General features: G+C 67.1%; 21 protein-coding genes. 15 read left to right on the top strand and 6 right to left on the bottom strand.

Translation table 11 applies throughout. The annotated features are described in order from the left end of the window. The 12 genes from ctaD (at position 1) to OXQ33_RS11780 (ending at position 12297) form a co-directional block, all read left to right on the top strand. Positions 1 to 1674 carry a cytochrome c oxidase subunit I gene (gene ctaD, locus OXQ33_RS11835; RefSeq protein ID WP_267434892.1) on the top strand — a complete coding sequence of 558 codons (1674 nt, stop codon included), beginning with the start codon at positions 1 to 3 and terminating at the stop codon, positions 1672 to 1674. A gap of 203 nt (positions 1675 to 1877) precedes the next feature. Continuing rightward, positions 1878 to 3629: a DUF1800 domain-containing protein gene (locus OXQ33_RS11830; protein ID WP_267434891.1), complete on the top strand. Its 1752-nt coding sequence runs from the start codon at positions 1878 to 1880 to the stop codon at positions 3627 to 3629. Next, on the top strand, positions 3629 to 5032 hold the full coding sequence (locus tag OXQ33_RS11825; RefSeq protein WP_267434890.1) for a DUF1501 domain-containing protein: 1404 nt from the start codon (positions 3629 to 3631) through the stop codon (positions 5030 to 5032). Before OXQ33_RS11830 ends, OXQ33_RS11825 begins: the two co-directional genes overlap by 1 nt. Before the next feature lie 182 nt (positions 5033 to 5214). Further along, positions 5215 to 6279 (top strand): NAD(P)-dependent alcohol dehydrogenase, encoded by a 1065-nt coding sequence (locus OXQ33_RS11820; protein ID WP_267434889.1) that lies wholly within the window; start codon positions 5215 to 5217, stop codon positions 6277 to 6279. A gap of 204 nt (positions 6280 to 6483) precedes the next feature. After that, the gene (locus OXQ33_RS11815) at positions 6484 to 7383 is read left to right on the top strand and encodes a heme o synthase (protein ID WP_267434888.1); all 900 of its coding nucleotides are present in this window, start codon (positions 6484 to 6486) and stop codon (positions 7381 to 7383) included. Further along, positions 7380 to 7514, top strand: a complete 135-nt coding sequence (locus tag OXQ33_RS11810) for a hypothetical protein (RefSeq protein WP_257575300.1) — start codon at positions 7380 to 7382, stop codon at positions 7512 to 7514. The genes OXQ33_RS11815 and OXQ33_RS11810 overlap by 4 nt, the downstream gene beginning before the upstream one ends. Further along, a complete protein-coding gene (locus OXQ33_RS11805) occupies positions 7514 to 8053 on the top strand; it encodes a cytochrome c oxidase assembly protein (RefSeq protein ID WP_267434887.1) in 540 nt (179 codons plus the stop codon). Before OXQ33_RS11810 ends, OXQ33_RS11805 begins: the two co-directional genes overlap by 1 nt. A 37-nt stretch (positions 8054 to 8090) precedes the next feature. Then, positions 8091 to 9002, top strand: a complete 912-nt coding sequence (locus OXQ33_RS11800; protein ID WP_267434886.1) for a cytochrome c oxidase subunit 3 — start codon at positions 8091 to 8093, stop codon at positions 9000 to 9002. Next, positions 8995 to 9399: a DUF983 domain-containing protein gene (locus OXQ33_RS11795; protein WP_267434885.1), complete on the top strand. Its 405-nt coding sequence runs from the start codon at positions 8995 to 8997 to the stop codon at positions 9397 to 9399. Before OXQ33_RS11800 ends, OXQ33_RS11795 begins: the two co-directional genes overlap by 8 nt. Then, positions 9396 to 10016 carry an SURF1 family cytochrome oxidase biogenesis protein gene (locus tag OXQ33_RS11790; protein WP_267434884.1) on the top strand — a complete coding sequence of 207 codons (621 nt, stop codon included), beginning with the start codon at positions 9396 to 9398 and terminating at the stop codon, positions 10014 to 10016. The genes OXQ33_RS11795 and OXQ33_RS11790 overlap by 4 nt, the downstream gene beginning before the upstream one ends. A 13-nt stretch (positions 10017 to 10029) precedes the next feature. After that, positions 10030 to 11418, top strand: coding sequence for a threonine synthase (gene thrC, locus OXQ33_RS11785; protein WP_267434883.1), 1389 nt, complete (start codon positions 10030 to 10032; stop codon positions 11416 to 11418). 9 nt (positions 11419 to 11427) lie between these two features. Beyond that, positions 11428 to 12297: a class I SAM-dependent methyltransferase gene (locus OXQ33_RS11780; protein ID WP_267434882.1), complete on the top strand. Its 870-nt coding sequence runs from the start codon at positions 11428 to 11430 to the stop codon at positions 12295 to 12297. A 144-nt stretch (positions 12298 to 12441) separates the two neighbouring features. Here OXQ33_RS11780 and OXQ33_RS11775 read toward each other — a convergent pair whose 3' ends face one another. The 4 genes from OXQ33_RS11775 to OXQ33_RS11760 are packed head-to-tail and all read right to left on the bottom strand — an operon-like array spanning position 12442 to position 14819. Then, positions 12442 to 13185: a methyltransferase gene (locus OXQ33_RS11775; protein ID WP_267434881.1), complete on the bottom strand. Its 744-nt coding sequence runs from the start codon at positions 13183 to 13185 to the stop codon at positions 12442 to 12444. A 4-nt stretch (positions 13186 to 13189) separates the two neighbouring features. Next, positions 13190 to 13828 (bottom strand): heme exporter protein CcmB, encoded by a 639-nt coding sequence (locus OXQ33_RS11770; RefSeq protein WP_267434880.1) that lies wholly within the window; start codon positions 13826 to 13828, stop codon positions 13190 to 13192. Next, the gene (ccmA, locus tag OXQ33_RS11765; RefSeq protein WP_267434879.1) at positions 13825 to 14415 is read right to left on the bottom strand and encodes a heme ABC exporter ATP-binding protein CcmA; all 591 of its coding nucleotides are present in this window, start codon (positions 14413 to 14415) and stop codon (positions 13825 to 13827) included. Before ccmA ends, OXQ33_RS11770 begins: the two co-directional genes overlap by 4 nt. Further along, a complete protein-coding gene (locus OXQ33_RS11760) occupies positions 14412 to 14819 on the bottom strand; it encodes a metallopeptidase family protein (protein WP_267434878.1) in 408 nt (135 codons plus the stop codon). The genes ccmA and OXQ33_RS11760 overlap by 4 nt, the downstream gene beginning before the upstream one ends. On the opposite strand from OXQ33_RS11760, the gene OXQ33_RS11755 reads away from it, so the two are divergent. Beyond that, a complete protein-coding gene (locus tag OXQ33_RS11755; RefSeq protein WP_267434877.1) occupies positions 14789 to 15166 on the top strand; it encodes a 4a-hydroxytetrahydrobiopterin dehydratase in 378 nt (125 codons plus the stop codon). The two genes, OXQ33_RS11760 and OXQ33_RS11755, sit on opposite strands and share 31 nt — an antisense overlap. A gap of 187 nt (positions 15167 to 15353) precedes the next feature. On the opposite strand, the gene OXQ33_RS11750 is transcribed toward OXQ33_RS11755, so the two are convergent. Beyond that, a complete protein-coding gene (locus OXQ33_RS11750; RefSeq protein WP_267434876.1) occupies positions 15354 to 16355 on the bottom strand; it encodes a fumarylacetoacetate hydrolase family protein in 1002 nt (333 codons plus the stop codon). Positions 16356 to 16633: 278 nt separating this feature from the next. Here OXQ33_RS11750 and OXQ33_RS11745 point away from each other — a divergent pair, with 278 nt between their 5' ends. Beyond that, the gene (locus tag OXQ33_RS11745) at positions 16634 to 18013 is read left to right on the top strand and encodes a DEAD/DEAH box helicase (protein WP_267434875.1); all 1380 of its coding nucleotides are present in this window, start codon (positions 16634 to 16636) and stop codon (positions 18011 to 18013) included. A 204-nt stretch (positions 18014 to 18217) separates the two neighbouring features. Beyond that, the gene (locus tag OXQ33_RS11740) at positions 18218 to 18484 is read left to right on the top strand and encodes a hypothetical protein (protein ID WP_267434874.1); all 267 of its coding nucleotides are present in this window, start codon (positions 18218 to 18220) and stop codon (positions 18482 to 18484) included. 180 nt (positions 18485 to 18664) lie between these two features. On the opposite strand, the gene OXQ33_RS11735 is transcribed toward OXQ33_RS11740, so the two are convergent. Next, complete coding sequence (locus tag OXQ33_RS11735) at positions 18665 to 20611, bottom strand: potassium transporter Kup (protein WP_267434918.1); 1947 nt, start codon at positions 20609 to 20611, stop codon at positions 18665 to 18667. Positions 20612 to 20636 lie beyond the last annotated feature (25 nt).

Below are 20636 nucleotides of genomic sequence, written 5' to 3'. Positions count from 1 at the left end.
ATGACCGACACCGCACTTCACCCCGGATCGGCCTTTGTCGGTCATGAGGACCATCACCACGCGCACCATGACGCCGATCACAAGCCCGGCTTCTTCGCGCGCTGGTTCCTGTCGACCAACCACAAGGATATCGGCACCCTCTATCTGATCTTCGCCATCGTCGCGGGGATCATCGGCGGCGCGATCTCCGGCCTGATGCGCGCCGAGTTGCGCGAGCCGGGCATCCAGTATCTGGGTATCTGGGCGGGGATGCTGCACGGCGGGGCGCAGAGCCTCGACCAGTCGCTGCACCTGTGGAACGTGCTGATCACCGCGCACGGGCTGATCATGGTGTTCTTCATGGTCATGCCCGCGATGATCGGCGGGTTCGGCAACTGGTTCGTGCCGATCATGATCGGCGCGCCGGACATGGCCTTCCCGCGCATGAACAACGTGTCCTTCTGGCTGCTGATCCCGGCCTTCACCCTGTTGCTCGCCTCGCCCTTCTTCGGGTCGGGCGCGGGCGTCGGCTGGACCGCCTATGCCCCGCTATCCACCTTCGGCGAGCCGGGGCCATCGGTGGACATGGCGATCCTGTCGCTTCACCTGGCGGGGGCGTCGTCGATCCTGGGCGCGATCAACTTCATCACCACCATCTTCAACATGCGCGCACCGGGCATGACGCTGCACAAGATGCCGCTGTTCGTCTGGTCGGTGCTGGTCACCGCCTTCCTGCTGCTCCTGTCGCTGCCGGTGCTGGCCGCCGCGATCACCATGTTGCTGACCGACCGTAATTTCGGCACGACCTTCTTCGATCCCGCCGGGGGTGGCGACCCGATCCTGTACCAGCATCTCTTCTGGTTCTTCGGCCACCCCGAAGTCTATATCATGATCCTGCCGGGCTTCGGCATCGTCAGCCAGATCATCGCGACGTTCAGCCGCAAGCCCGTCTTCGGCTATCTCGGCATGGCCTATGCCATGGTCGCGATCGGCGTGGTCGGCTTCGTCGTGTGGGCGCACCATATGTTCGCCACCGGCCTGAGCGTGAACACCAAGATGTATTTCACCGCCGCGACGATGATCATCGCGGTGCCCACCGGCATCAAGATCTTCTCGTGGATCGCGACCATGTGGGGCGGCTCGCTGTCGTTCAAGACGCCGATGGTCTGGGCGATCGGTTTCATCTTCATGTTCACGGTCGGCGGCGTGACCGGCGTGGTGCTGGCGAATGGTGGCATCGACGATTACATGCACGACACCTATTATGTCGTCGCGCACTTCCATTACGTCCTGTCGCTGGGCGCGGTGTTCGCGCTGTTCGCCGGCTTCTATTACTGGTTCCCCAAAATGTCGGGGAAGATGTATAGCGAGCTGCTCGGCCAGTTGCATTTCTGGGTGTTCTTCATCGGCGTGAACCTGCTGTTCTTCCCGATGCATTTCCTGGGGTTGCAGGGCATGCCGCGTCGCTATCCCGACTATCCGGACGCCTATGCGACCTGGAACGCGGTTGCGACCCATGGCTATGAGATCATGGCGGCGGGCATGGTGATCTTCTTCATCAACCTGATCTGGTCGCTGGTCGCCGGAAAGCCCGCCGGGGACAATCCCTGGGGCGAAGGGGCGACGACGCTCGAATGGACGTTGTCCAGCCCGCCGCCCTATCACCAGTTCGAGACGCTGCCGCGCATCGACTGACCGGCATTTCCTTCTCGTCGATCAAGGCCCCCGGACCCATTGTCCGGGGGCCTTTTTCATTACGCTAGCGTCACGATAGGTCCGTTTCGGCCAAATCGTTGCCCTGATGCGACGAACCGAGGAGCCTTGCACCTTCCATTAACCAGATAGGCTCATCCTGTCCCTCGGTTGCCAGCTAGGCGACGCTATCGGACATTGATGTGATGACGGGGCGGGACTTTGTGACGGAGCCGATGGCGGCGACCGTCGAGGACGGCACGGAACTGCCCATCGTCGAACGGCCTTCGGGCCATGCGGCGGGCAAGGCCGGCGTGGCGACGCTGCCGCTGCTGGCGCTGGCCGCCTGTGGCGGCGGCGGCGGCGGCGGGAGTACGGCCACCGCCACGGGCGGCGCCGAGGGCACCGCCTCCACCCCCACCGCCACGACCCCCATCGTCGTGGTCAACGCCGCGCCGACCGCCGTCGAGGCCAGCCGCTTCCTGGCGCAGGCCACGATGGGCGCGACCCGCGCCAGCATCGATACGGTCGTCTCGCGCAGCTATGACGGCTGGCTGACCGACCAGTTCGCCCTGCCCCGCGCGACCAGCCATTGGGACTGGCTGATCGCCAATGGCTATGACACCGCCAAGGCGAACGCGATCAGCGGCTTCGATCCGTCGATGTGGCGCCAGATGATCGTCGAGCCCGACCAGCTTCGCCAGCGCGTAGGCATGGCGTTGCTCGACATTCTGGTGGTCGGCATCGACCAGGCGAGCAGCACCTGGCGCGCCTTCGCCATGGCCGCCTATGTCGACATCCTGCTGGACAACGCCTTCGGCAATTATCGCGACCTGCTGGGCGCGGTGACGACCAATTTCGCGATGGGCCAGTTCCTGACCTATCAGTATAATCGCAAGGCCAACCCGACCACCGGCACCCAGCCGGACGAGAATTACGCGCGTGAGCTGATGCAGTTGTTCACGCTGGGGCTCAGCCAGCTGAACATGGACGGCACACCCAAGCTGAACGGCGGACAGCCGATCGACACCTATGGCCAGGCCGATGTGTCCGGGCTGGCGCGCGTGTTCACCGGACTGGTTCCGACCAGTACCGACAGCAACACGCCGACCCGGCTGCGCCAGCCGCTGGTGATGAACGCCACCCTCAACGAAACCGGCGCGTCGAGCTTTCTGGGCACCACGGTCAGCGGCGGCGGCATGGCGGGGATCGGCGCGGCGCTGGATGCGATCTTCGCGCATCCCAACGTGCCCCCCTTCATCTCGAAACAGTTGATCCAGCGGCTGGTCACCAGCAACCCGTCGCCCGCCTATGTCACCCGCGTCGCGACCAAGTTCGTCGACAATGGCCAGGGCGTGCGCGGGGACATGAAGGCGGTGATCCGCGCCATCCTGCTCGACAGCGAGGCGCGGACCCTGTCCACCGCCGCCACGGCGGGCAAGCTGCGCGAGCCGGTCCTGCGGCTGACCGGCTGGGCACGCGCCTTCGGTGTCAATTCGCCCTCCAATGGCTGGGCGATCGGCGACACCTCCAACCCGTCGAACCGGTTGGGCCAGGCCAAGGGGCACAGCCCGTCGGTCTTCAACTTCTATCGCCCCGGCTATGTCCCGCCGGGCACCGGCATGGCGAGCAGCGGCCTGGTCGCGCCCGAGTTCCAGATCACCAGCGAACAGAGCGTCGTCGGCTATGTGAACTTCATGTACGGGCTGATCGCCAACGGCATCGGCGATGTGAAGGCCGATTACGCCGCGATCCTGACCAAGGCGGCCGACAGCGCCGCGCTGGTCGACGAGGTCAATCTGATCCTCGCCGCCGGGCAATTGTCCGCCGCGACCCAGGCCACCATCCGGTCCGCGGTCGACAGCGTGTCGGCCAGCGCGACCAACGGCCCGATCAACCGGGTCGGCATCGCGATCCTGCTGACCATGGCCTCGCCCGACTATCTGACCCTGCGGTGATGAGCATGATGCACGACCAGTCCCTCCATGATCAATCACGGCGCGCCTTCCTCAAGCGCAGCGCCCTGCTCGGCCTCGCCGGGACCGCCACCCCCTTCGTCTCCAGCCTGGCCGCGATCGGCGAGGCGGCGGCGGCGACCGCCTCGGACTACAAGGCGCTGGTGTGCGTGTTCCTCTATGGCGGCAACGACTATGCCAACACGCTGGTCCCCTATGACGAGGGCAGCTTCGCCGCCTATCGCGCGGCGCGGGCCAATATCGGCTATCAGCGCGACGTGCTGGCGGGCACCCTGCTGAACCCCTCGGTCGCGCTGCCCGACGGCCGCGCCTATGCCCTGTCGCCCAGCATGTCCGAGATGAGCCAGCTCTTCGCGGCGGGCAAGATGGCGGTCGCGCTGAACGTCGGCACGCTGGTCGAGCCGACGACCAAATCGCAATATCAGAAGCGCAGCGTCCGCCTGCCCCCGAAGCTGTTCAGCCATAACGACCAGCAGAGCTTCTTCCAGGCGTCGAGCCCCGAAGGCGCGGGCAGCGGTTGGGGCGGGCGGATCGGTGACGTGTTCCAGAACGGCAACGGCAATGCCGCGCTGACCTGCATCAACGCCACCGGCAATGCGGTTTACCTGACCGGGCGAAGCGCGATCCAATATTCGGTCGGCACCGGCGGCCCGGTCGCACTGCTGAACAGCAGCCGGACGCTGTACGGTTCGTCCACCGCGCTAGACACGCTGCGCACGCTGATGACCTCCGACTCCAGCCTCGCCATCGCCAGCGAGCATGCGCGGATCAGCAAGCGGGCGCTCGATATCCAGGCGCAGTTGAGCAGCGCGCTGGCGGGCGCACCCGCGACCAGCTTCCCGCTTTTCCCCAGCAACAACCCGCTCGCCGACCAGTTGAAGATGGTCGCGCGGATGATTTCGGTCAGCCAGACCCTGGGGCTGAAGCGGCAGGTGTTCTTCGTGTCGCTCGGCGGCTTCGACCTGCACGACAATCTGGTCACGCAGCATCCGGGGCTGCTCGCCCGCATGTCGTCGGCAATGAAGGCCTTTTACGACACCACCGAGGCGATGGGCGTCGCCAATCAGGTGACCAGCTTCACCGCATCCGATTTCGGGCGTACGCTTCAATCCAATGACGACGGGTCGGACCATGGCTGGGGCGGCATGCACTTCGTCGTCGGCGGCGCGGTGCGCGGGCAGCGGCTCTATGGCAAGGCGCCGACGGTCGGCGTCAACAACAATGACGATGTCGGCCAGGGCCGCCTGATCCCGACCATGTCGGTCGACCAATATGCCGCGACGCTGGCAAGCTGGTTCGGCATCGATTCGGGGGGTCTGCGCACCGTGCTGCCCAATATCGGCAATTACGACAGCTCGACCTGGAATCAGGGATTTATGGGGTAAGTTCGGCCCCGGCTCCGGGCATGGCGGGGCCAGTGATAATATAACATGTTGAAGTTTCACATTTTCCCGATCAGCGCCGATCGGAAAAACTAGCAGGCCCATCGCCCTGGCATGCGAGTCCCCGGGTCCCATATGAGCGCGGCGATCCTTCGGTCGCCCCTATCGATTCCAGAGGAGCTTCCATGCCCACTCCCGCCAAGGCCTATGCGGCCCAGTCGGCCGACGCCGCGCTCGCCCCCTTCTCGCTGGAGCGTCGCGATCCGCAAGCAGACGATGTGGCGATCGACATCCTTTATTGCGGCGTCTGTCATTCCGACCTGCACACGGCGCGCGGCGAATGGGCGGGCACGCTCTATCCGTGCGTTCCGGGTCATGAGATCGTCGGGCGCGTCACCGCCGTCGGCGACGCGGTGACCAAGTACCAGGTCGGCGACGTGGTCGGCGTCGGCTGCATGGTCGACAGTTGCGGCCATTGCGCCTCCTGCCATGACGGCGAAGAGCAATATTGCGAGACCACCGGCTTCGTCGGCACCTATAACGGCCCCGATCCCGTGATGGGCGGCCATACCTTCGGCGGCTATTCCGACCATATCGTGGTCAAGGAAGGCTTCGTCCTGAAGATCAACCATGAAGAGGCCGATCTGGCCGCCGTCGCGCCGCTGCTGTGCGCGGGGATCACCACCTATTCGCCGCTGCGTCACTGGAAGGTCGGGCCGGGCCAGAAGGTCGGCATCGTCGGTCTTGGCGGGCTGGGTCATATGGGCGTGAAGATCGCTGCGGCGATGGGGGCGGAGGTCTATGTCTTCTCGACCTCGCCGAACAAGGCCGAGGATGCCAAGCGGCTGGGCGCCAAGGAACTGATCGTGTCGAAGGATGCCGACCAGATGGCCGCGCACGCCAACAGCTTCGACTTCATCCTGAACACCGTCGCCGCGCCGCACGATCTTGACGCGTTCCTGGTGCTGTTGAAGCGCGACGGCACGATGACGCTGGTCGGCGTCCCCGATTCGCCGCACCCGTCGCCCTCGGTCGGCAATCTCGTCTTCCGCCGCCGGTCGCTGGCGGGCTCGCTGATCGGCGGCATCGCCGAGACGCAAGAGATGCTCGATTTCTGTCACCAGCACGGCCTGACCGCGGATATCGAGATGATCGCGATGGACGAGGTCAACACCGCCTATGACCGGATGCAGAAGAGCGATGTGAAATATCGCTTCGTGATCGACATGGCGACGTTGAAGCAAGGCTGAGCCTGATGAGTCTCACGCCCCTCCCGTAAACGGGAGGGGATGGGGGAGGGAAAAGCCACGGACGATGGTCTCTGTGAGACTCCCTGCCCTCCCCCCGTCCCCCTCCCGCGTGCGGGAGGGGGTGCGCTTTTGGTGGGCGGAGTGTCCTAGCAACTGCCGCTTCGATTGCCCGCCCACCTCACAGCGCCTATATGCGGGCCTCCCATGTCCAGCATTCCCTCCTCCGTCTTCGTCCCCGCCGACTGGCGCGATTTCCTCGCCTTGACCAAGCCGCGGGTGATGACGCTGGTGGTGTTCACCGGGCTGTGCGGGATGCTGGCCGCGCCGGTCGGCATCGATCCGGTGATCGGCTTCACCGCGATCCTGTGCATCGCGCTGGGGGCGGGCGCGGCGGGGGCGCTGAACCAATGGTATGAGGCGGACCTGGATGCGCTGATGAAGCGCACCGCGAAGCGGCCGCTGCCCGCCGGGAGGATGAACCGCGAATCGGCGCTGCATTTCGGCGTCGGGCTCGCCTGTTTCTCGGTCATTCTGATGGGCTTGGCGGTCAATTACGTCGCCGCCGCGATCCTGACCGTCTCGATCCTCTTCTATGTCCTGGTCTATACCGTCTGGCTGAAGCGCCGGACGCCGCAGAACATCGTCATCGGCGGGGCGGCGGGGGCGTTTCCACCGCTGATCGGCTGGGCGGCGGCGACCGGGCAGATCGCGCTCCTCCCCTTCCTCCTCTTCAGCCTCGTCTTTCTGTGGACGCCGCCGCATTTCTGGGCGCTGGCCCTCTTCGTGAAGACCGATTACGCCAATGCGGGCGTGCCGATGCTGCCGGTCGTCGCGGGCGAGCGGGTGACGCGCGCGCAGATCGGGCTCTACACCATCCCGATGGCCATCGCCGCGGTCGCGCCCTGGCCGCTGGGGCTGACCGGTGCGATCTATGGCGTGATCGCCAGTGCGGGGACCGCGCTATTCGCCGCTTATGCCGCCATCGTCGCCTTCCGGCATACGCAGGCCGACGATGCGATGAAGCCCGAAAAGCGGCTGTTCAAATATTCGATCCTGTATCTTTTCCTTCTCTTCGGCGCGCTGGTGGTGGATCGTTGGGCATGACGCCTGACGATTCGAACCGGATTCGCGCCAAGCAGCGCGCTCGTGCCACCGCGATGGCGCTGCTGCTCGGTTTCCTGGTGGTGCTGATCTTCTTCATCACCCTGTCCAAGATCCGGTCGGGAATGCACTGATGCGGCTCACGCGACAGGCTCGGACCGTGGTGTTCGCGCTGTTCGGCGTGGTGTTCATGACCGGCCTCGCCTTTGCCAGCGTGCCGCTCTATCGCATGTTCTGCCAGGTGACCGGCTATCAGGGCACGACGCAGCGTGGGTCGAAGGCACCGGGCAGCGTCCATCGCCAGATCAGGGTCGATTTCGACGCCAACGTCTCCTCGCGCCTCGCCTGGACCTTCAAGCCCGAGAACCCGCACGAAACCGTCGATATCGGCGCGCGCGACATGGTGTTCTTCACCGCCACCAACAACGCCAAGGTCCCCGTCACCGGCACCGCGACGTTCAACGTCACCCCCGACCAGGCGGGGCGTTATTTCACCAAGATCCAGTGTTTCTGCTTCACGCAGCAGACGCTGAAACCCGGCGAGACGGTGCGGATGCCGGTCATCTTCTTCGTCGATCCCAAGATCCTGAACGACCCGGACGCGCGCGACATCGAGACCATCACCCTGTCCTACACATTTTACCCGGTGGATTCGGCGGGAAAAGCGGGTTAGCCTGCCCCCAAAATAGCAAAATCATAGGGACGGGATCATGGCTGGCGCGAAGAACCACGACTATCACATCCTGCCGCCGAGCCCCTGGCCGCTGGCCAGTTCGATGTCGGCGCTGCTGATGGCCTCGGGCGCGATCATGTGGATGCACAGCGTGCAGGGCGGGGGCTGGGCGTTCCTGGCGGGGCTGGCGGCCGTGCTGTTCTGCATGGGCAGCTGGTGGGCCGATGTGGTGCGCGAGGCGCATCATGGCGACCATACCCCCGTCGTCCAGCTTCATTTCCGCTATGGCATGATCCTGTTCATCGCCTCCGAAGTGATGTTCTTCGTCGGCTGGTTCTGGGCCTTTTTCGACTTCTCGCTGTTCCCTACCGCGATGAGCTTCGTCGACGGCCAGGTCGAGCGCGCCGCCGAGGGCGCCACCGCCATCGCCGCGACCTGGCCGCCCAAGGGCATTGAGGTGGTCGACGCCTTCAAGCTGCCTTTGCTCAACACGCTGATCCTGCTGACCAGCGGCACCACCGTGACCTGGGCGCACCACGCCCTGATCCACAACCAGCGGGGCGGCGTGAAGCGCGGCCTGTGGGGTGCGCTGGGCGTCGGCGACCGGGACGGAGTGCTGAAGGGGCTGTGGCTGACCATCGTGCTGGGGCTGATCTTCAGTTCGATCCAGGCCTATGAATATATCCACGCGCCCTTCCCGTTTAAGGGGATCAACTATGGCGCGGCCTTCTTCATGGCGACCGGTTTCCATGGTTTCCACGTCATCGTCGGCACCATCTTCCTGATCGTCTGCCTGATCCGCGCCTATCGCGGCGACTTCACGCCCCGCCAGCATTTCGGGTTCGAGGCGGCGGCCTGGTACTGGCATTTCGTCGACGTGGTTTGGCTGTTCCTGTTCGTCACCGTCTATGTCTGGGGTGGCTGGGGCGCGCCGGTTCATAGTGGCTGAGCCGACCCCTCCCACCATCGCACAGGCGGCGTTTCAGGGGCTGTGTCCGCGTTGCGGCCAGCCCCATTTGTTTGCGGGACCTTTGCTGTCGAGCAAGGTCGTGACATTCGCCGATCGCTGTAGCGCGTGCGGGCTGGACTTCACCCGGTTCAATGTGGGGGACGGGCCCGCTGCCTTCCTGACCCTGATCCTGGGCACGGTCATCACCATCGCGGCGATCACGGTCGAGCTGACGCTGCATCCGCCGCTCTGGCTGCACATGCTGATCTGGCTGCCGCTGACCGCTGTCGGCGTGGTCTATACGCTGCGGCTCGCCAAGGGCGCGCTGATGGCCGCCGAATATCGGAACGAAGCGCGTGAGGGGGCAGTGGTCCGCCCCGAGGAGGACGAGGCGTGAGGCGTATTCCCGTCCTCCCGACGCTGATCGTCGGCCTGGCCGTTGCGGCGATGGTCGCGCTGGGGCTATGGCAATGGCTCGACCGGTTGCCCAAGAAGGAAGCCTATCTGGCGCAGCTTGCCGCCAATCCGGCGCGGCCGGTCATCGCCTTTCCGCTTTTCCCCGACGATAGCCTGCTCTTCCGCCGCACGATCGCCGATTGCCGCCCGCCCATCGCAATCCGCCGGGCGGGCGCGGGCGCGGCGGGGTTCCGGCTGATCGCGACCTGTTCGGTGCCGCAAGGATCGTTGCAGGTGCAGCTCGGCACCACCCATGACCCGCGCAAGGAGGTCGACTGGCGCGGCGGGCGGGTCAGCGGCTATGTTTCGCACGCGCCCGACAGCCGCTCGCTGATCGAGTCGGCCTTCGACCACCGTCCCCAGGCGATGCTGCTCGTCGCCGACACGCCCGCCGCCGGACTGGAACCCAACCCCAGTCCCGATGTCGATGGCGTGCCCAACAACCACCTGGCTTACGCCATCCAATGGTTCCTGTTCGCCGCCATCGCCGCAATTATCTATGGTTTGGCGCTCGTCCGGCGCAATCGAACGGTTGTGGTGACGGACACACGCCGTTAAGCCGCGACGCATCATGCGCTATCTCAGTACCCGTGGCTCCGCACCCGTCCTCGATTTCCGGGGCGCGACCCTGGCCGGTCTCGCCAGCGATGGCGGGCTTTACGTGCCCGAAACCTGGCCGACCCTGACCCGCGAGGAAATCGAGGGGCTGGCGGGCCTGTCCTATGCGCAGACCGCCGCGCGGATCATGGCGCCGTTCGTCGGCGACAGCCTGACTCCGCAAGAACTGCAAGACCTGTGCGACGCCGCCTATGGCCGCTTCTCGCACGCCGCCGTCACGCCGCTGGTCCAGCTCGACCATGACCAGTGGCTGCTCGAACTCTTCCACGGCCCGACGCTGGCGTTCAAGGACGTCGCGCTCCAGATGCTGGGCCTGTTGTTCGAGCGTTTTCTGCGCGGCACCGAGACCCGCCTGACCATCGTCGGCGCGACCAGCGGCGACACCGGCTCGGCGGCGATCGATGCGGTGGCGGGGCGCGCCAATATCGACATCTTCATGCTCCACCCGGCGGGCCGCGTCACCGAGATCCAGCGCCGCCAGATGACCACGGTGCTCGCCCCCAATGTCCACAACATCGCGATCGAGGGCAATTTCGACGACGCCCAGGCCCTGGTGAAGGCGATGTTCAACGACCGCGCCTTTGCCGATCGCCACACCTTGTCGGCGGTCAACTCGATCAACTGGGCGCGGTTGATGGCGCAGGTCGTCTATTATTTCTACGCCGCCGTCCGGCTGGGCGCGCCGGGCAAGGCCATCGCCTTCTCGGTGCCGACCGGCAACTTCGGGGACGTGTTCGCAGGGTACGTCGCGGCGCGCATGGGCTTGGCCATCGAGCGGCTGATCGTCGCGACCAACGTCAACGACATCCTCCACCGCGCGCTATCCTCGGGCGACTATTCCAAGGGCGAGGTACAGGCGACCGCGACCCCCTCGATGGACATCCAGGTCAGCTCCAATTTCGAACGCCTCCTGTTCGACGCGAACGGCCGCGACGGTGCGGCGCTGGCCGCCCAGATGAAGGGGTTCGAGGCGTCGGGCGCGATGCGGCTGACCAATGCGCAGAGCCAGGCCATCGCGCCGCTCTTCACCAGCGCCCGCGTCGATGCCGATGACATGAGCCGCGCGATGCGCTGGGCGAACGACGAGGCGGGCCAGGTGCTCGACCCGCACACCGCCATCGCGCTGTCGGCCGCCCGCGCTGCCGAGACGAGCGCACCCGTCGTGACGCTGGCCACCGCCCACCCCGCCAAGTTCACCGACGCGGTCGAGCGCGCGACCGGCGTGCGGCCCCCGCTCCCCCGCCGCGTCGGCGACCTGTTCGAGCGCGAGGAGCGCTACACCACCCTGCCCGCCACCTTCGACGCGGTGACGGCCTTTATCGACGGGCATGGTTTGCGCTAACGCGGGCGCATGAAACTCGAAACGATGATCGGCGAGCCCTGGGCGGATTACGGGCTGGTCGACTCCGGCCATGGCCGCAAGCTGGAACGCTATGGCCGGTTCCGCTTCATCCGCCCCGAGCCCCAGGCCATGTGGGCCCCTGCGACCACCGACTGGCGCGCGGCGGCGGAGTTCGTGCCGGGCTCGGACGAGGATGGCGGCGGCCGCTGGAACTTCAACGAGCCGGTCCCGCGCGACGGCTGGCCGCTGAAATGGAACGAGGTGCGCTTCACCGCGCAGAACACCCCCTTCCGCCATCTGGGCTTCTTCCCCGACATGGCGCCGGTGTGGAGCTGGATGCGCGAACAGGTCGATGGCCTGGCCGAGCCGGAGTGTATGAACCTGTTCGGCTATACCGGCGTCGGCACACTCGCGATGGCGAGTGCGGGCGCGAAGATGGTCCATGTCGATGCCTCCAAGAAGTCGGTCGAGGCGGCGCGTGGCAATGCGGTGCTATCGGGCTTGGGTGATGCACCGGTGCGCTGGATCATCGACGACGCCGCCAAGTTCGTCGCGCGCGAGGTGCGGCGCGGGCGGCGCTATGACGGCATATTGCTCGACCCGCCCAAATACGGACGCGGGCCGGAAGGCGAGGTCTGGCGGCTGGAGGAAGACCTGCCCGGCCTGATCGCCAATTGCCGCCAGTTGCTGGACGCCGATTCGCGCTTCCTGTTCCTGACCGTGTACGCGGTGCGCATGTCGGCGATGGCGATCGGCGAGATGATGCGCCAGGTCATGGCCGACCTGCCCGGCAAGGTGGAGTGCGGCGAACTGGGCGTGCGCGAGGAAGCGCGGGGCCTCACCCTGCCGACGGCCATCTGGGCACGGTGGAGCCGGTAAGGCACTCCTACCTCCAAAACATCCGTTCAGCCTGAGCGAGGTCGAAGGCCACGCCCAGTCATCGCGGCGGGGCATGTGCTTCGACTTCGGCGCGATGCGCCGAAGTTTATCCTGAGCGGCTGGCTTGCCAGCCAGCCGAAGGGCTCAGCACGAACGGAGGTGAGGAGCGCCGACCTCGATCAACGCCACCTCATAGTTGGCCACCGCCCCGGCCGCCTCAAACCGCTTGGCGATACGCCGCATCGCGCCCGGCGGGATCGGCCGGTGCCCCTCACGCGGCGTCCCCGCCCCGATCGCCCGCAGCGCGCGCATGAACTCGGCCGCCGAGTCGTGCCGCTGCACGAACGCCCGCGTCTCGACCGGCCACCCCAGTGTCTCGACCGAAGGATAGACTGGGCTTCCCGCGACATAGCCCTCCGCCCGGTGCGCATCATGCCAAGCCGCGAACGTCCCCTCGACCAGCGTCGTCACCAGCATCCGCCCGCCCGGCGCGAGCAGCCCCGCCAACCGCCGCAAGCCGCCACTCAGGTCGGCGAACCATTGCACCGCCAGACTGCTGACGATCAGGTCGAAGGGCGCTTCGCCGGGCAGGTCGGGATGCTCCCCGTCCATCACCCGCCCCCGTACGCCGGGATTCGCCGCCAGCCCCCGCGCCAGCATGGCGGGCGCGATATCGGTCATTAGCCAGTCGGGCTCGATCAGATACGGCAAGGTTGCACCGGTCAGGAAGCCCGTGCCGCACCCGATCTCCAGAACGCGCGGGACGGGCGGCGCGACGGCGATCACCCGCTCGGCCAGCCAATCGGCGACCTGTCGCTGGACCACCGCATGCGCGTCATAGGCGGCCGCCGCGTCGAAGGCCCGCGCGATCCGCAGCACGTCGGCCATCGTCTCAGTCCCGCACCGACCGAATCGCCGCTGCCGCGATCCAGGGCGCGCCCGCGACCAGCAACAGCGATACGGACGCCAGCAGCTTGAGCGCACCCATGTCCTCGCTCCCCGCCCCGAAGATCAGCAGCGGCAGCGCCAGCGGCAACAGCAGCAACCCCGCCAGCCCACCGGCTCCCCGCAGTCCAGCGGTCAGCGCGCCGGTCGCCACCGCCAGCGCGGCCAGCCCCGGTGTGCCGAGCAGTAACCCCGCCTCGACCCGCCCGACCGCCGCGCCGTCCAGCCCGAACAACCCGCCCGCGACCAACGCCGCCAGCATCAGCGGCGGCGCAAAGGCAATCCAGTGCGCGACGATGCGCAAGGCCATGACCAGCGGCAGCGACAGGCCGTGCACCCGAATCTGGTCGAACCAGCCCGACTCGACATCGGGGGCGACCAGCCGCTCGACCGGCAACAGCGCGGCGAGCAAGGCCGCGACCCAGATCGCACCCGTCCCCACCCGCGCCAGCACCGCCCGGTCGGGCCCGATGGCAAAGGGGAACAGCACCACGGCCAAGAGGAAAAAGCCGCAGACCAGCCCAGCCCCGCCCCCGGCATAGCCGCGCCGCACATCGCGCGCGATCAGGGTGGGGGCGAAGCTCATGCCGGAACCAGCTCGCCCAGCGCGAGCCACTGCGCCTGGGCCACATCCAGCGGCTGATGCGTGGTCAGCAGCACCGCACCGCCATCGGCGCGATGCGCGGCGATCACGCGCTCCAGCATCGCGATGCCTTCGAGATCCAGCCCGGCGGCGGGCTCATCGAGCAGCCAGAGCGGAGCCCGTGACGCCACCACCCGCGCCAGCGCGGCGCGGCGGCGCTGACCGGTCGACAACAGCCGCACCGGCACCTCGGCCAGGGGGGCAAGACCGACCGCCTCCAGCGCCGCCGCCACCCGCCCGCGCCCATCGGCCGAGGGATCGAGCCGCGCCCAAAAGCGCAGCGCGTCGCGCAGCCGCCGCTCGGTGTCGAGGGCGATATCCTCGGTCATCAGCGCAACGCGGCCGGGCCGCTCGACCGTCCCCTCGAACGGCGGGATCAGCCCGGCGGCGAGGCGCAGCAGGCTGGACTTGCCGATGCCGTTCGGACCGGTAACGATCACCGCCTCGCCCTCGGCCAGGGTAAGCGACAGCCGGGCAAAGAGCAGCCGCCCGCCCCGCGCGCAGGCGACATCGGACAGGGCCAGGATCACGCGACCGCGTCTTCCAGCGCGTGCATATCCGCGTCGGACAGGCCGAAATGATGGCCGATCTCATGGATCGTCACATGCACGACCAGATCGTCGAGCCGCACCCCCGTCTCGATCCATTCGTCCAGGATCGCGCGGCGATAAAGGTGGATGCGGTCGGGCAGAGCACCCGGATCCATCGAACTCTTCTCGCCCACCGGACGGCCATGATAGAGGCCGGTCAGGTCGAGCGGATGTTCGAGCCCGAGCGCCGCCAGCGTCTCGTCATCGGCAAATTCCTCGACGATCAGCACCACATCGCCGAGATGGGCCCGGAACTCGTCCGGCAGGCGCGCGATCGCGGCGCGGGCAATCGCCTCGATCACATCGGCTCCCGGTGCCGCGCCGATCCCGTCTTGCCCGCTCATGCGCGCCGTCTTACCCCTGGGGCAGGCGAAAGAACAAGAGAAGCAAGGGGACAGGCATGGTGGAGCGGCTGAGCGAGCTGGACCGGGACGAAGCGCTGGACGGCCTGCCTGAATGGGATTGGGACGAGGCGCGCGACGCAATCAGCCGCCGTTTCGTCTTCGCCGATTTCAACGAGGCGTTCGGCTTCATGACCCGCGTGGCGCTGCTGGCGGAAAAGGCGGACCATCATCCCGAATGGTCCAATGTGTGGAACCGGGTCGACATCGTGCTGACCACCCATGACGCGGGCGGCCTGTCGGCGCGCGACATCGACCTGGCCGAAGCCATCGACGCCTTGGTGGATTGACCTCCCAAATCCTCCCCATCTCCGATGGGGAGGGGGACCGCCGGGCGTCAGCCCGGTGGTGGAGGGGCGATGCCGTGCAGCCGCCCCGTTACCGAACGCCGGACGCGGGCAACCCGCGGGGCCCCGCCCCTCCACCATCGCTGCCGCGATGGTCCCCCTCCCCAAGCGAGCTTGGGGAGGAATAAGGTTACCCCACCGTCTGCTCGATCGCGCCGAAGATCGGGTGGTGGCGGTCATCCTCCATCCAGATACGGACCGTATCGCCCTTTTTCAGGAACGGCGTCACGGCCGCGCCGCCGCGGATCGTCTCGATCATCCGCACTTCGGCGATACAGCTATAGCCGACGCCGCCCTCGGCGACCGGCTTGCCGGGGCCGCCGTCCGAATCGCGGTTCGACACGGTCCCCGACCCGATGATCGTCCCTGCCCCCAGTGCGCGGGTCTTCGCCGCATGGGCGATCAGCGCCCCGAAGTCGAAGGTCATGTCCACCCCCGCATCGGCGCGACCGAAGGGCTTGCCGTTCAGGTCGACCTTCAGGACGCGATGCAGCTTGCCGTCCTGCCACCAGCCCCCAAGCGATTCGGGTGTGACGAACACCGGCGAGAACGCCGAAGCGGGCTTGGACTGGAAGAACCCGAACCCCTTGGCCAGCTCGCCCGGAATCAGCCCGCGCAGTGACACGTCGTTGGTCAGTCCGACCAGCCGGATCGCCGCGAGCGCCTCTTCCCGGCTCGCGCCCATCGGTACGTCGCCGGTGACAACGACGACCTCGCCCTCCAGGTCGCAGCCCCAGCTCTCGTCCGCCAGCGGAATCGCGTCGCGTGGGCCCAGGAATCCGTCCGACCCGCCCTGATAGATCAGCGGATCGTGCCAGAAGCTCTCGGGCAGCTCCGCCCCGCGCGCCTGGCGGACCAAGGCGACATGATTCACATAGGCCGATCCGTCCGCCCATTGGTAAGCGCGCGGCAGCGGCGAGGCGGCGTCATGCTCGTGGAAGCGCTCGCGCGGAATCGCCGCATGGTCGAGATCGGTCGCCAGATTGGCCAGCGCGGGCGCGACCGCCTCCCAATCGTCGAGCGCGGCCTGCAAGGTCGGCGCGATATGCCCCGCATCGGCATACCAGGCGAGATCGCTCGACACGACGACCAGCTTGCCGTCGCGACCTTCTTTGAGACTGGCGAGTTTCATGCAGGACTCCTCTTGCCTATTTGGTATCGGATGTAACCATCCGTCCGCGATTGTCACGCCATCGCATGGGCGATCCTGCCCGAAACTTGACTTTTGGCAATAAGCAGCGCACATGCCCATCCGTCGAGGCGTCCACTCGCAGCGTGAACGGACTTTCCAGTCCCGGCTCCGCCCCGACCCTGTCTTCAGGCTTCCCTTGTCACGCGGGGTGTCATCAACCCCGGCGCCGCTCCTCGCGGCCCTTCCGTGACTCGTGCGCCATGATCGAAAGCAATTCCATGTCCTTTTCCGAACTCGGCCTCGCCGAGCCGCTCGTCCGCGCGCTCGAAGCTAAGGGCTATTCCGAACCCACCCCGATCCAGCGCGATTCGATCCCGACGCTGCTGGAAGGCCGCGACCTGCTCGGCATCGCGCAAACCGGCACCGGCAAGACCGCAGCCTTCGTCCTGCCGTCGATCCAGCGGCTGGTCGAGGCGAACAAGCGCGTCCTGCCGACCCATTGCCGGATGCTCGTCCTCGCCCCGACTCGCGAACTGGCCAGCCAGATCGCCGAAAATGCCAAGGGCTATGCCAAATTCTCCAAGCTGGCGGTCGCCACCGTCTTCGGCGGCACCAGCCTGAACAAGAACCGCCAGGATCTGTCGCGCGGCGTCGACATCCTGGTCGCGACGCCCGGCCGCCTGATCGACCTGGTCGAGCAGGGCTTCCTGAACCTGTCGATGATCGAGATCCTGGTGCTGGACGAGGCCGACCAGATGCTCGACCTGGGCTTCATCCACGCGCTGCGCCGCATCGTGAAGATGATCCCGCGCAAGCGTCAGACCCTGTTCTTCTCGGCCACCATGCCCGCGGCGATCCGCGACCTGGCCGACAAGTTCCTCGACAATCCCGCGACCGTGACCGTCACCCCGGTGTCGACCACCGCCGAGCGCGTCGACCAGTCGGTGACCTTTGTCACGCAACAGGAAAAGCAGGCGCTGCTGACCATCCTGCTCGCCGATCCCGCGATCGAGCTGGCGCTGGTCTTCACCCGCACCAAGCATGGCGCCGACCGCGTCGTGAAGCTGCTGGCGGGCAACGGCATCGCCGCCAACGCGATCCATGGCAACAAGAGCCAGGGCCAGCGCGAGCGGGCGCTGGGCGAGTTCCGCTCGGGCCAGACCCGCGTGCTGGTGGCGACCGACATCGCCGCGCGCGGCATCGACATTCCGGGCGTCAGCCACGTCTTCAACTTCGAGTTGCCCAATGTCGCCGAGCAGTACGTCCACCGCATCGGCCGCACCGCGCGCGCCGGTCGTTCGGGCATGGCCATCGCCTTCTGTGCCGAGGATGAGCGTCCGTATCTGAAGGATATCGAGAAGCTGACCCGCCAGAAGATCAATGTCGTGCCGCTGCCCGCCGATTTCGTGAAGCGCGCCGAGACGATCAAGTCGCAGCGGGTGAAGGCGATCGGCGCCGATCCCGCGCCGCGCGTCGACCGTCCGCGCGATCCGGCGCGTCCGCGTGCGACCCATCATCCGCGCGCGACCGACGCGCGGGCTCCCCAAGGCCGTCAGCCGCGTCGCCGGAGCGGCGGCGGTGCCCGTGGTCGCGGCGGCCAGGGTCGCCCCGGCGGTGGTGCCGGCGGCGGCGGTGCCGGGCGCGGCGCCCAGGGCTGAGCCACGCCTCTCCGCGAGCACGCCCCTCCCGCAAGCGGGAGGGGATGGGGGAGGGCAAGATGTCTCGCAGAGACCAACGTCCGTGGCTCTTGCCCCTCCCCAACCCCTCCCCCTGCCGGGAGAGGGGCTTTAACAAGGCTGGCACCATTGCCCCCTCTCCCGCGTTGATCGCGTAACGATCCCAGCGCATCAGGAGAGGTTGCCATGGATATTGCCCACACCCCCGCCGCCGAACGCATCGCGCGCGTGCTGTGCGGCCAGCGCTTGAGCGCCAATGCGGGGGGCGATTCGGAGTCCGCCGCCAAGCTGGTCGACGATCACTGGCGCGAGCATATGAGCGACGCGCTGGCGGTGCTGCGGACGCTACGCGAGCCCGATCAGGCAATGGCCGAGGCGGGCGATCCCGTGATCTGGGAAAAGATGGTGCTGGTCGCCGTGGAAGCGGCCAAGCCGCCCAAGGTGACGTTGTAGCCCCTATTCCTTCCCATCTCCGATGGGGAGGGGGACCGCCGGACGCAGTCCGGTGGTGGAGGGGCAAGGCGATACGGCCTGCCCCATCACCGGAGACCGGAAGAGCGCGGATCGCCGGGCATTGCCCCTCCACCATCCTGCGGACGCCCCCCTCCCCAAGCGAGCTTGGGGAGGAACTGGTTACACCGTCACCTGCTCGCCCAATTCCAGCACCTTGCCCGGCGGAATCCGCAGGAAGTCGGTCGGGTCGCTGGCGTTGCGCTGCAGGAACATGAACAGCCGGTCCTGCCAGGGCGGCATGCCCTTTTCCGCCTCGGGCTTCAGCGTGTTGCGGCCGATGAAATAGCTCGTCTTCATCGGGTCCAGGCCCGACATGCGCGTCTCCACCCCCAGATCGCGGGGCAGGTCGCGCGGGATGTCCGGCGTCTCCATGAAGCCATAGGTCAGCGTCACGGTCGCGAAATTGTCGTCCAGCCGCTCGACATGCGCGCGCTTCTCGACCGGCACGACGGGGCGGTCGGCGGTGCGGATCGTCACGACCAGATTCTGTTCGTGCAGGATCTTGTTGTGCTTCAGATTGTGGAGCAGCGCGCCGGGAGCGGACGCCGGATTGGCGGTCAGGAACACCGCCGTTCCGGGCACCCGTTCGGGCGGGCGCTTGGCCAGCGCGGCGGCTAGGTCGGCGAGCGGAATCGCTTGGCGCTTCTCGAACGCCGCGACGATCCCGCGCCCGCGCACCCAGGTGTGGATGATCGTCCCCACCCCCGCGCCGACCAGCAACGGCACCCAGCCGCCCTCGATCACCCGCAGGATGTTCGCCCCGAAAAAGACGAGGTCGAGCGCCAGGAAAGGCAGGATCGCCGCCAGCGCCAGCGGACGCGACCAGCCCCAGCGATGCCGCACGACCAGATAGGCGAGGCAGGTCGTCACCACCATCGTCCCCGTCACCGCGATGCCATAGGCGGCGGCCATCGCCGAAGAGGTCTTGAACTGGATGACCAGCACCAGCACCCCGAACAGCAGCAGCCAGTTGATCGCGGGCAGATAGATCTGCCCCTGGAAATCGGCCGAGGTCTGGCGGACGCGCAGGCGCGGCAGCAGGCCGAGCTGGATCGCCTGCTGGGTCAGCGAGAAGGCGCCGGTGATCACCGCCTGCGCCGCGATGACGGTGGCAAGTCCCGCCAGCACGATCAGCGCGGGGCGGAGCGACTCGGGCGCCATCAGGAAGAACCAGTCCTGATTGGTGAAGGGCTGTCCGTTCGCGGTCGCCCGCTCCAGCGCCGACAGCGCGAACGCCCCCTGCCCCAGATAGTTGAGCGCCAGCGCCGGCAGGACCAGCGAGAACCAGCCGATCCGGATCGGCAGCCGCCCGAAATGCCCCATATCGGCGGTCAGCGCCTCCGCGCCCGTCACCGTCAGGAAGACCGCCCCCAGCACGAATAGCCCCACCACACCATGGCTCGCCAGGAAGCTGACGCCGTAACCCGGCCAGATCACCCGCGCAATCGAGGGTTCGTCGGCGATATGCCACAGGCCCAGCCCGCCGATGACGAAGAACCACAGGATGCAGATCGGCCCGAACAGCTTCGACACCGACGCCGTCCCGCGCGACTGGATGAAGAACAACGCCACCAGAATGACGATGGTACACATCCGGATCACGTCTTCGTTGAAGATCGTGGCGGCGGCGGGGATGGTGTGCAGCCCCTCCATCGCCGACAGGACCGACAGCGCGGGCGTGATGATCGCATCGCCATAGAAGAGCGACGCCCCCGCCGCGCCCAGCACCAGCGCCAGCCGCGAGCGGATGCCGACCGAACGCCGGGCCAGCGCGGCCAGTGCCAGCACCCCGCCCTCGCCCTGATTGTCGGCGCGCATCAGGAAGACGACATATTTGATCGTGACGACCAGGATCAGCGACCAGAGCGCCAGGCTGAGCACGCCCAGGATCTCGCCGGGGTCGATGCCGTCGCCCGCCGATTGGGAGAGGGCCTCGCGAAAGGCGTAGAGCGGGCTGGTGCCGATATCGCCGAACACCACGCCGATCGCGCCGATGGTCAGCGCCGCCAGCGCGGGGTGACGGTGCGCGGTTTCCGCCGCGCCCGTGGTCGCGCTCTGGTCGTCCATAATGTCGGTTGCCGTCCCCGTCATG

Origin of the sequence: Sphingomonas sp. GM_Shp_1 (assembly GCF_026540895.1) — a bacterium.
Classification (GTDB): Bacteria; Pseudomonadota; Alphaproteobacteria; order Sphingomonadales; family Sphingomonadaceae; genus Sphingomonas.
This window is presented reverse-complemented; position numbering and strand designations above follow the sequence as displayed.

Excerpts from the sequence above, each read along its gene's own strand:
- ctaD (WP_267434892.1), top strand. The coding sequence starts at position 1 with ATGACCGACACCGCACTTCACCCCGGATCGGCCTTTGTCGGTCATGAG.
- OXQ33_RS11830 (WP_267434891.1), top strand. The coding sequence starts at position 1,878 with ATGACGGGGCGGGACTTTGTGACGGAGCCGATGGCGGCGACCGTCGAG.
- OXQ33_RS11825 (WP_267434890.1), top strand. The coding sequence starts at position 3,629 with ATGAGCATGATGCACGACCAGTCCCTCCATGATCAATCACGGCGCGCC.
- OXQ33_RS11820 (WP_267434889.1), top strand. The coding sequence starts at position 5,215 with ATGCCCACTCCCGCCAAGGCCTATGCGGCCCAGTCGGCCGACGCCGCG.
- OXQ33_RS11815 (WP_267434888.1), top strand. The coding sequence starts at position 6,484 with ATGTCCAGCATTCCCTCCTCCGTCTTCGTCCCCGCCGACTGGCGCGAT.
- OXQ33_RS11810 (WP_257575300.1), top strand. The coding sequence starts at position 7,380 with ATGACGCCTGACGATTCGAACCGGATTCGCGCCAAGCAGCGCGCTCGT.
- OXQ33_RS11805 (WP_267434887.1), top strand. The coding sequence starts at position 7,514 with ATGCGGCTCACGCGACAGGCTCGGACCGTGGTGTTCGCGCTGTTCGGC.
- OXQ33_RS11800 (WP_267434886.1), top strand. The coding sequence starts at position 8,091 with ATGGCTGGCGCGAAGAACCACGACTATCACATCCTGCCGCCGAGCCCC.
- thrC (WP_267434883.1), top strand. The coding sequence starts at position 10,030 with ATGCGCTATCTCAGTACCCGTGGCTCCGCACCCGTCCTCGATTTCCGG.
- OXQ33_RS11780 (WP_267434882.1), top strand. The coding sequence starts at position 11,428 with ATGAAACTCGAAACGATGATCGGCGAGCCCTGGGCGGATTACGGGCTG.
- OXQ33_RS11775 (WP_267434881.1), bottom strand. The coding sequence starts at position 13,185 with ATGGCCGACGTGCTGCGGATCGCGCGGGCCTTCGACGCGGCGGCCGCC.
- OXQ33_RS11770 (WP_267434880.1), bottom strand. The coding sequence starts at position 13,828 with ATGAGCTTCGCCCCCACCCTGATCGCGCGCGATGTGCGGCGCGGCTAT.
- OXQ33_RS11760 (WP_267434878.1), bottom strand. The coding sequence starts at position 14,819 with ATGAGCGGGCAAGACGGGATCGGCGCGGCACCGGGAGCCGATGTGATC.
- OXQ33_RS11750 (WP_267434876.1), bottom strand. The coding sequence starts at position 16,355 with ATGAAACTCGCCAGTCTCAAAGAAGGTCGCGACGGCAAGCTGGTCGTC.
- OXQ33_RS11745 (WP_267434875.1), top strand. The coding sequence starts at position 16,634 with ATGTCCTTTTCCGAACTCGGCCTCGCCGAGCCGCTCGTCCGCGCGCTC.
- OXQ33_RS11740 (WP_267434874.1), top strand. The coding sequence starts at position 18,218 with ATGGATATTGCCCACACCCCCGCCGCCGAACGCATCGCGCGCGTGCTG.
- OXQ33_RS11735 (WP_267434918.1), bottom strand. The coding sequence starts at position 20,611 with ATGGACGACCAGAGCGCGACCACGGGCGCGGCGGAAACCGCGCACCGT.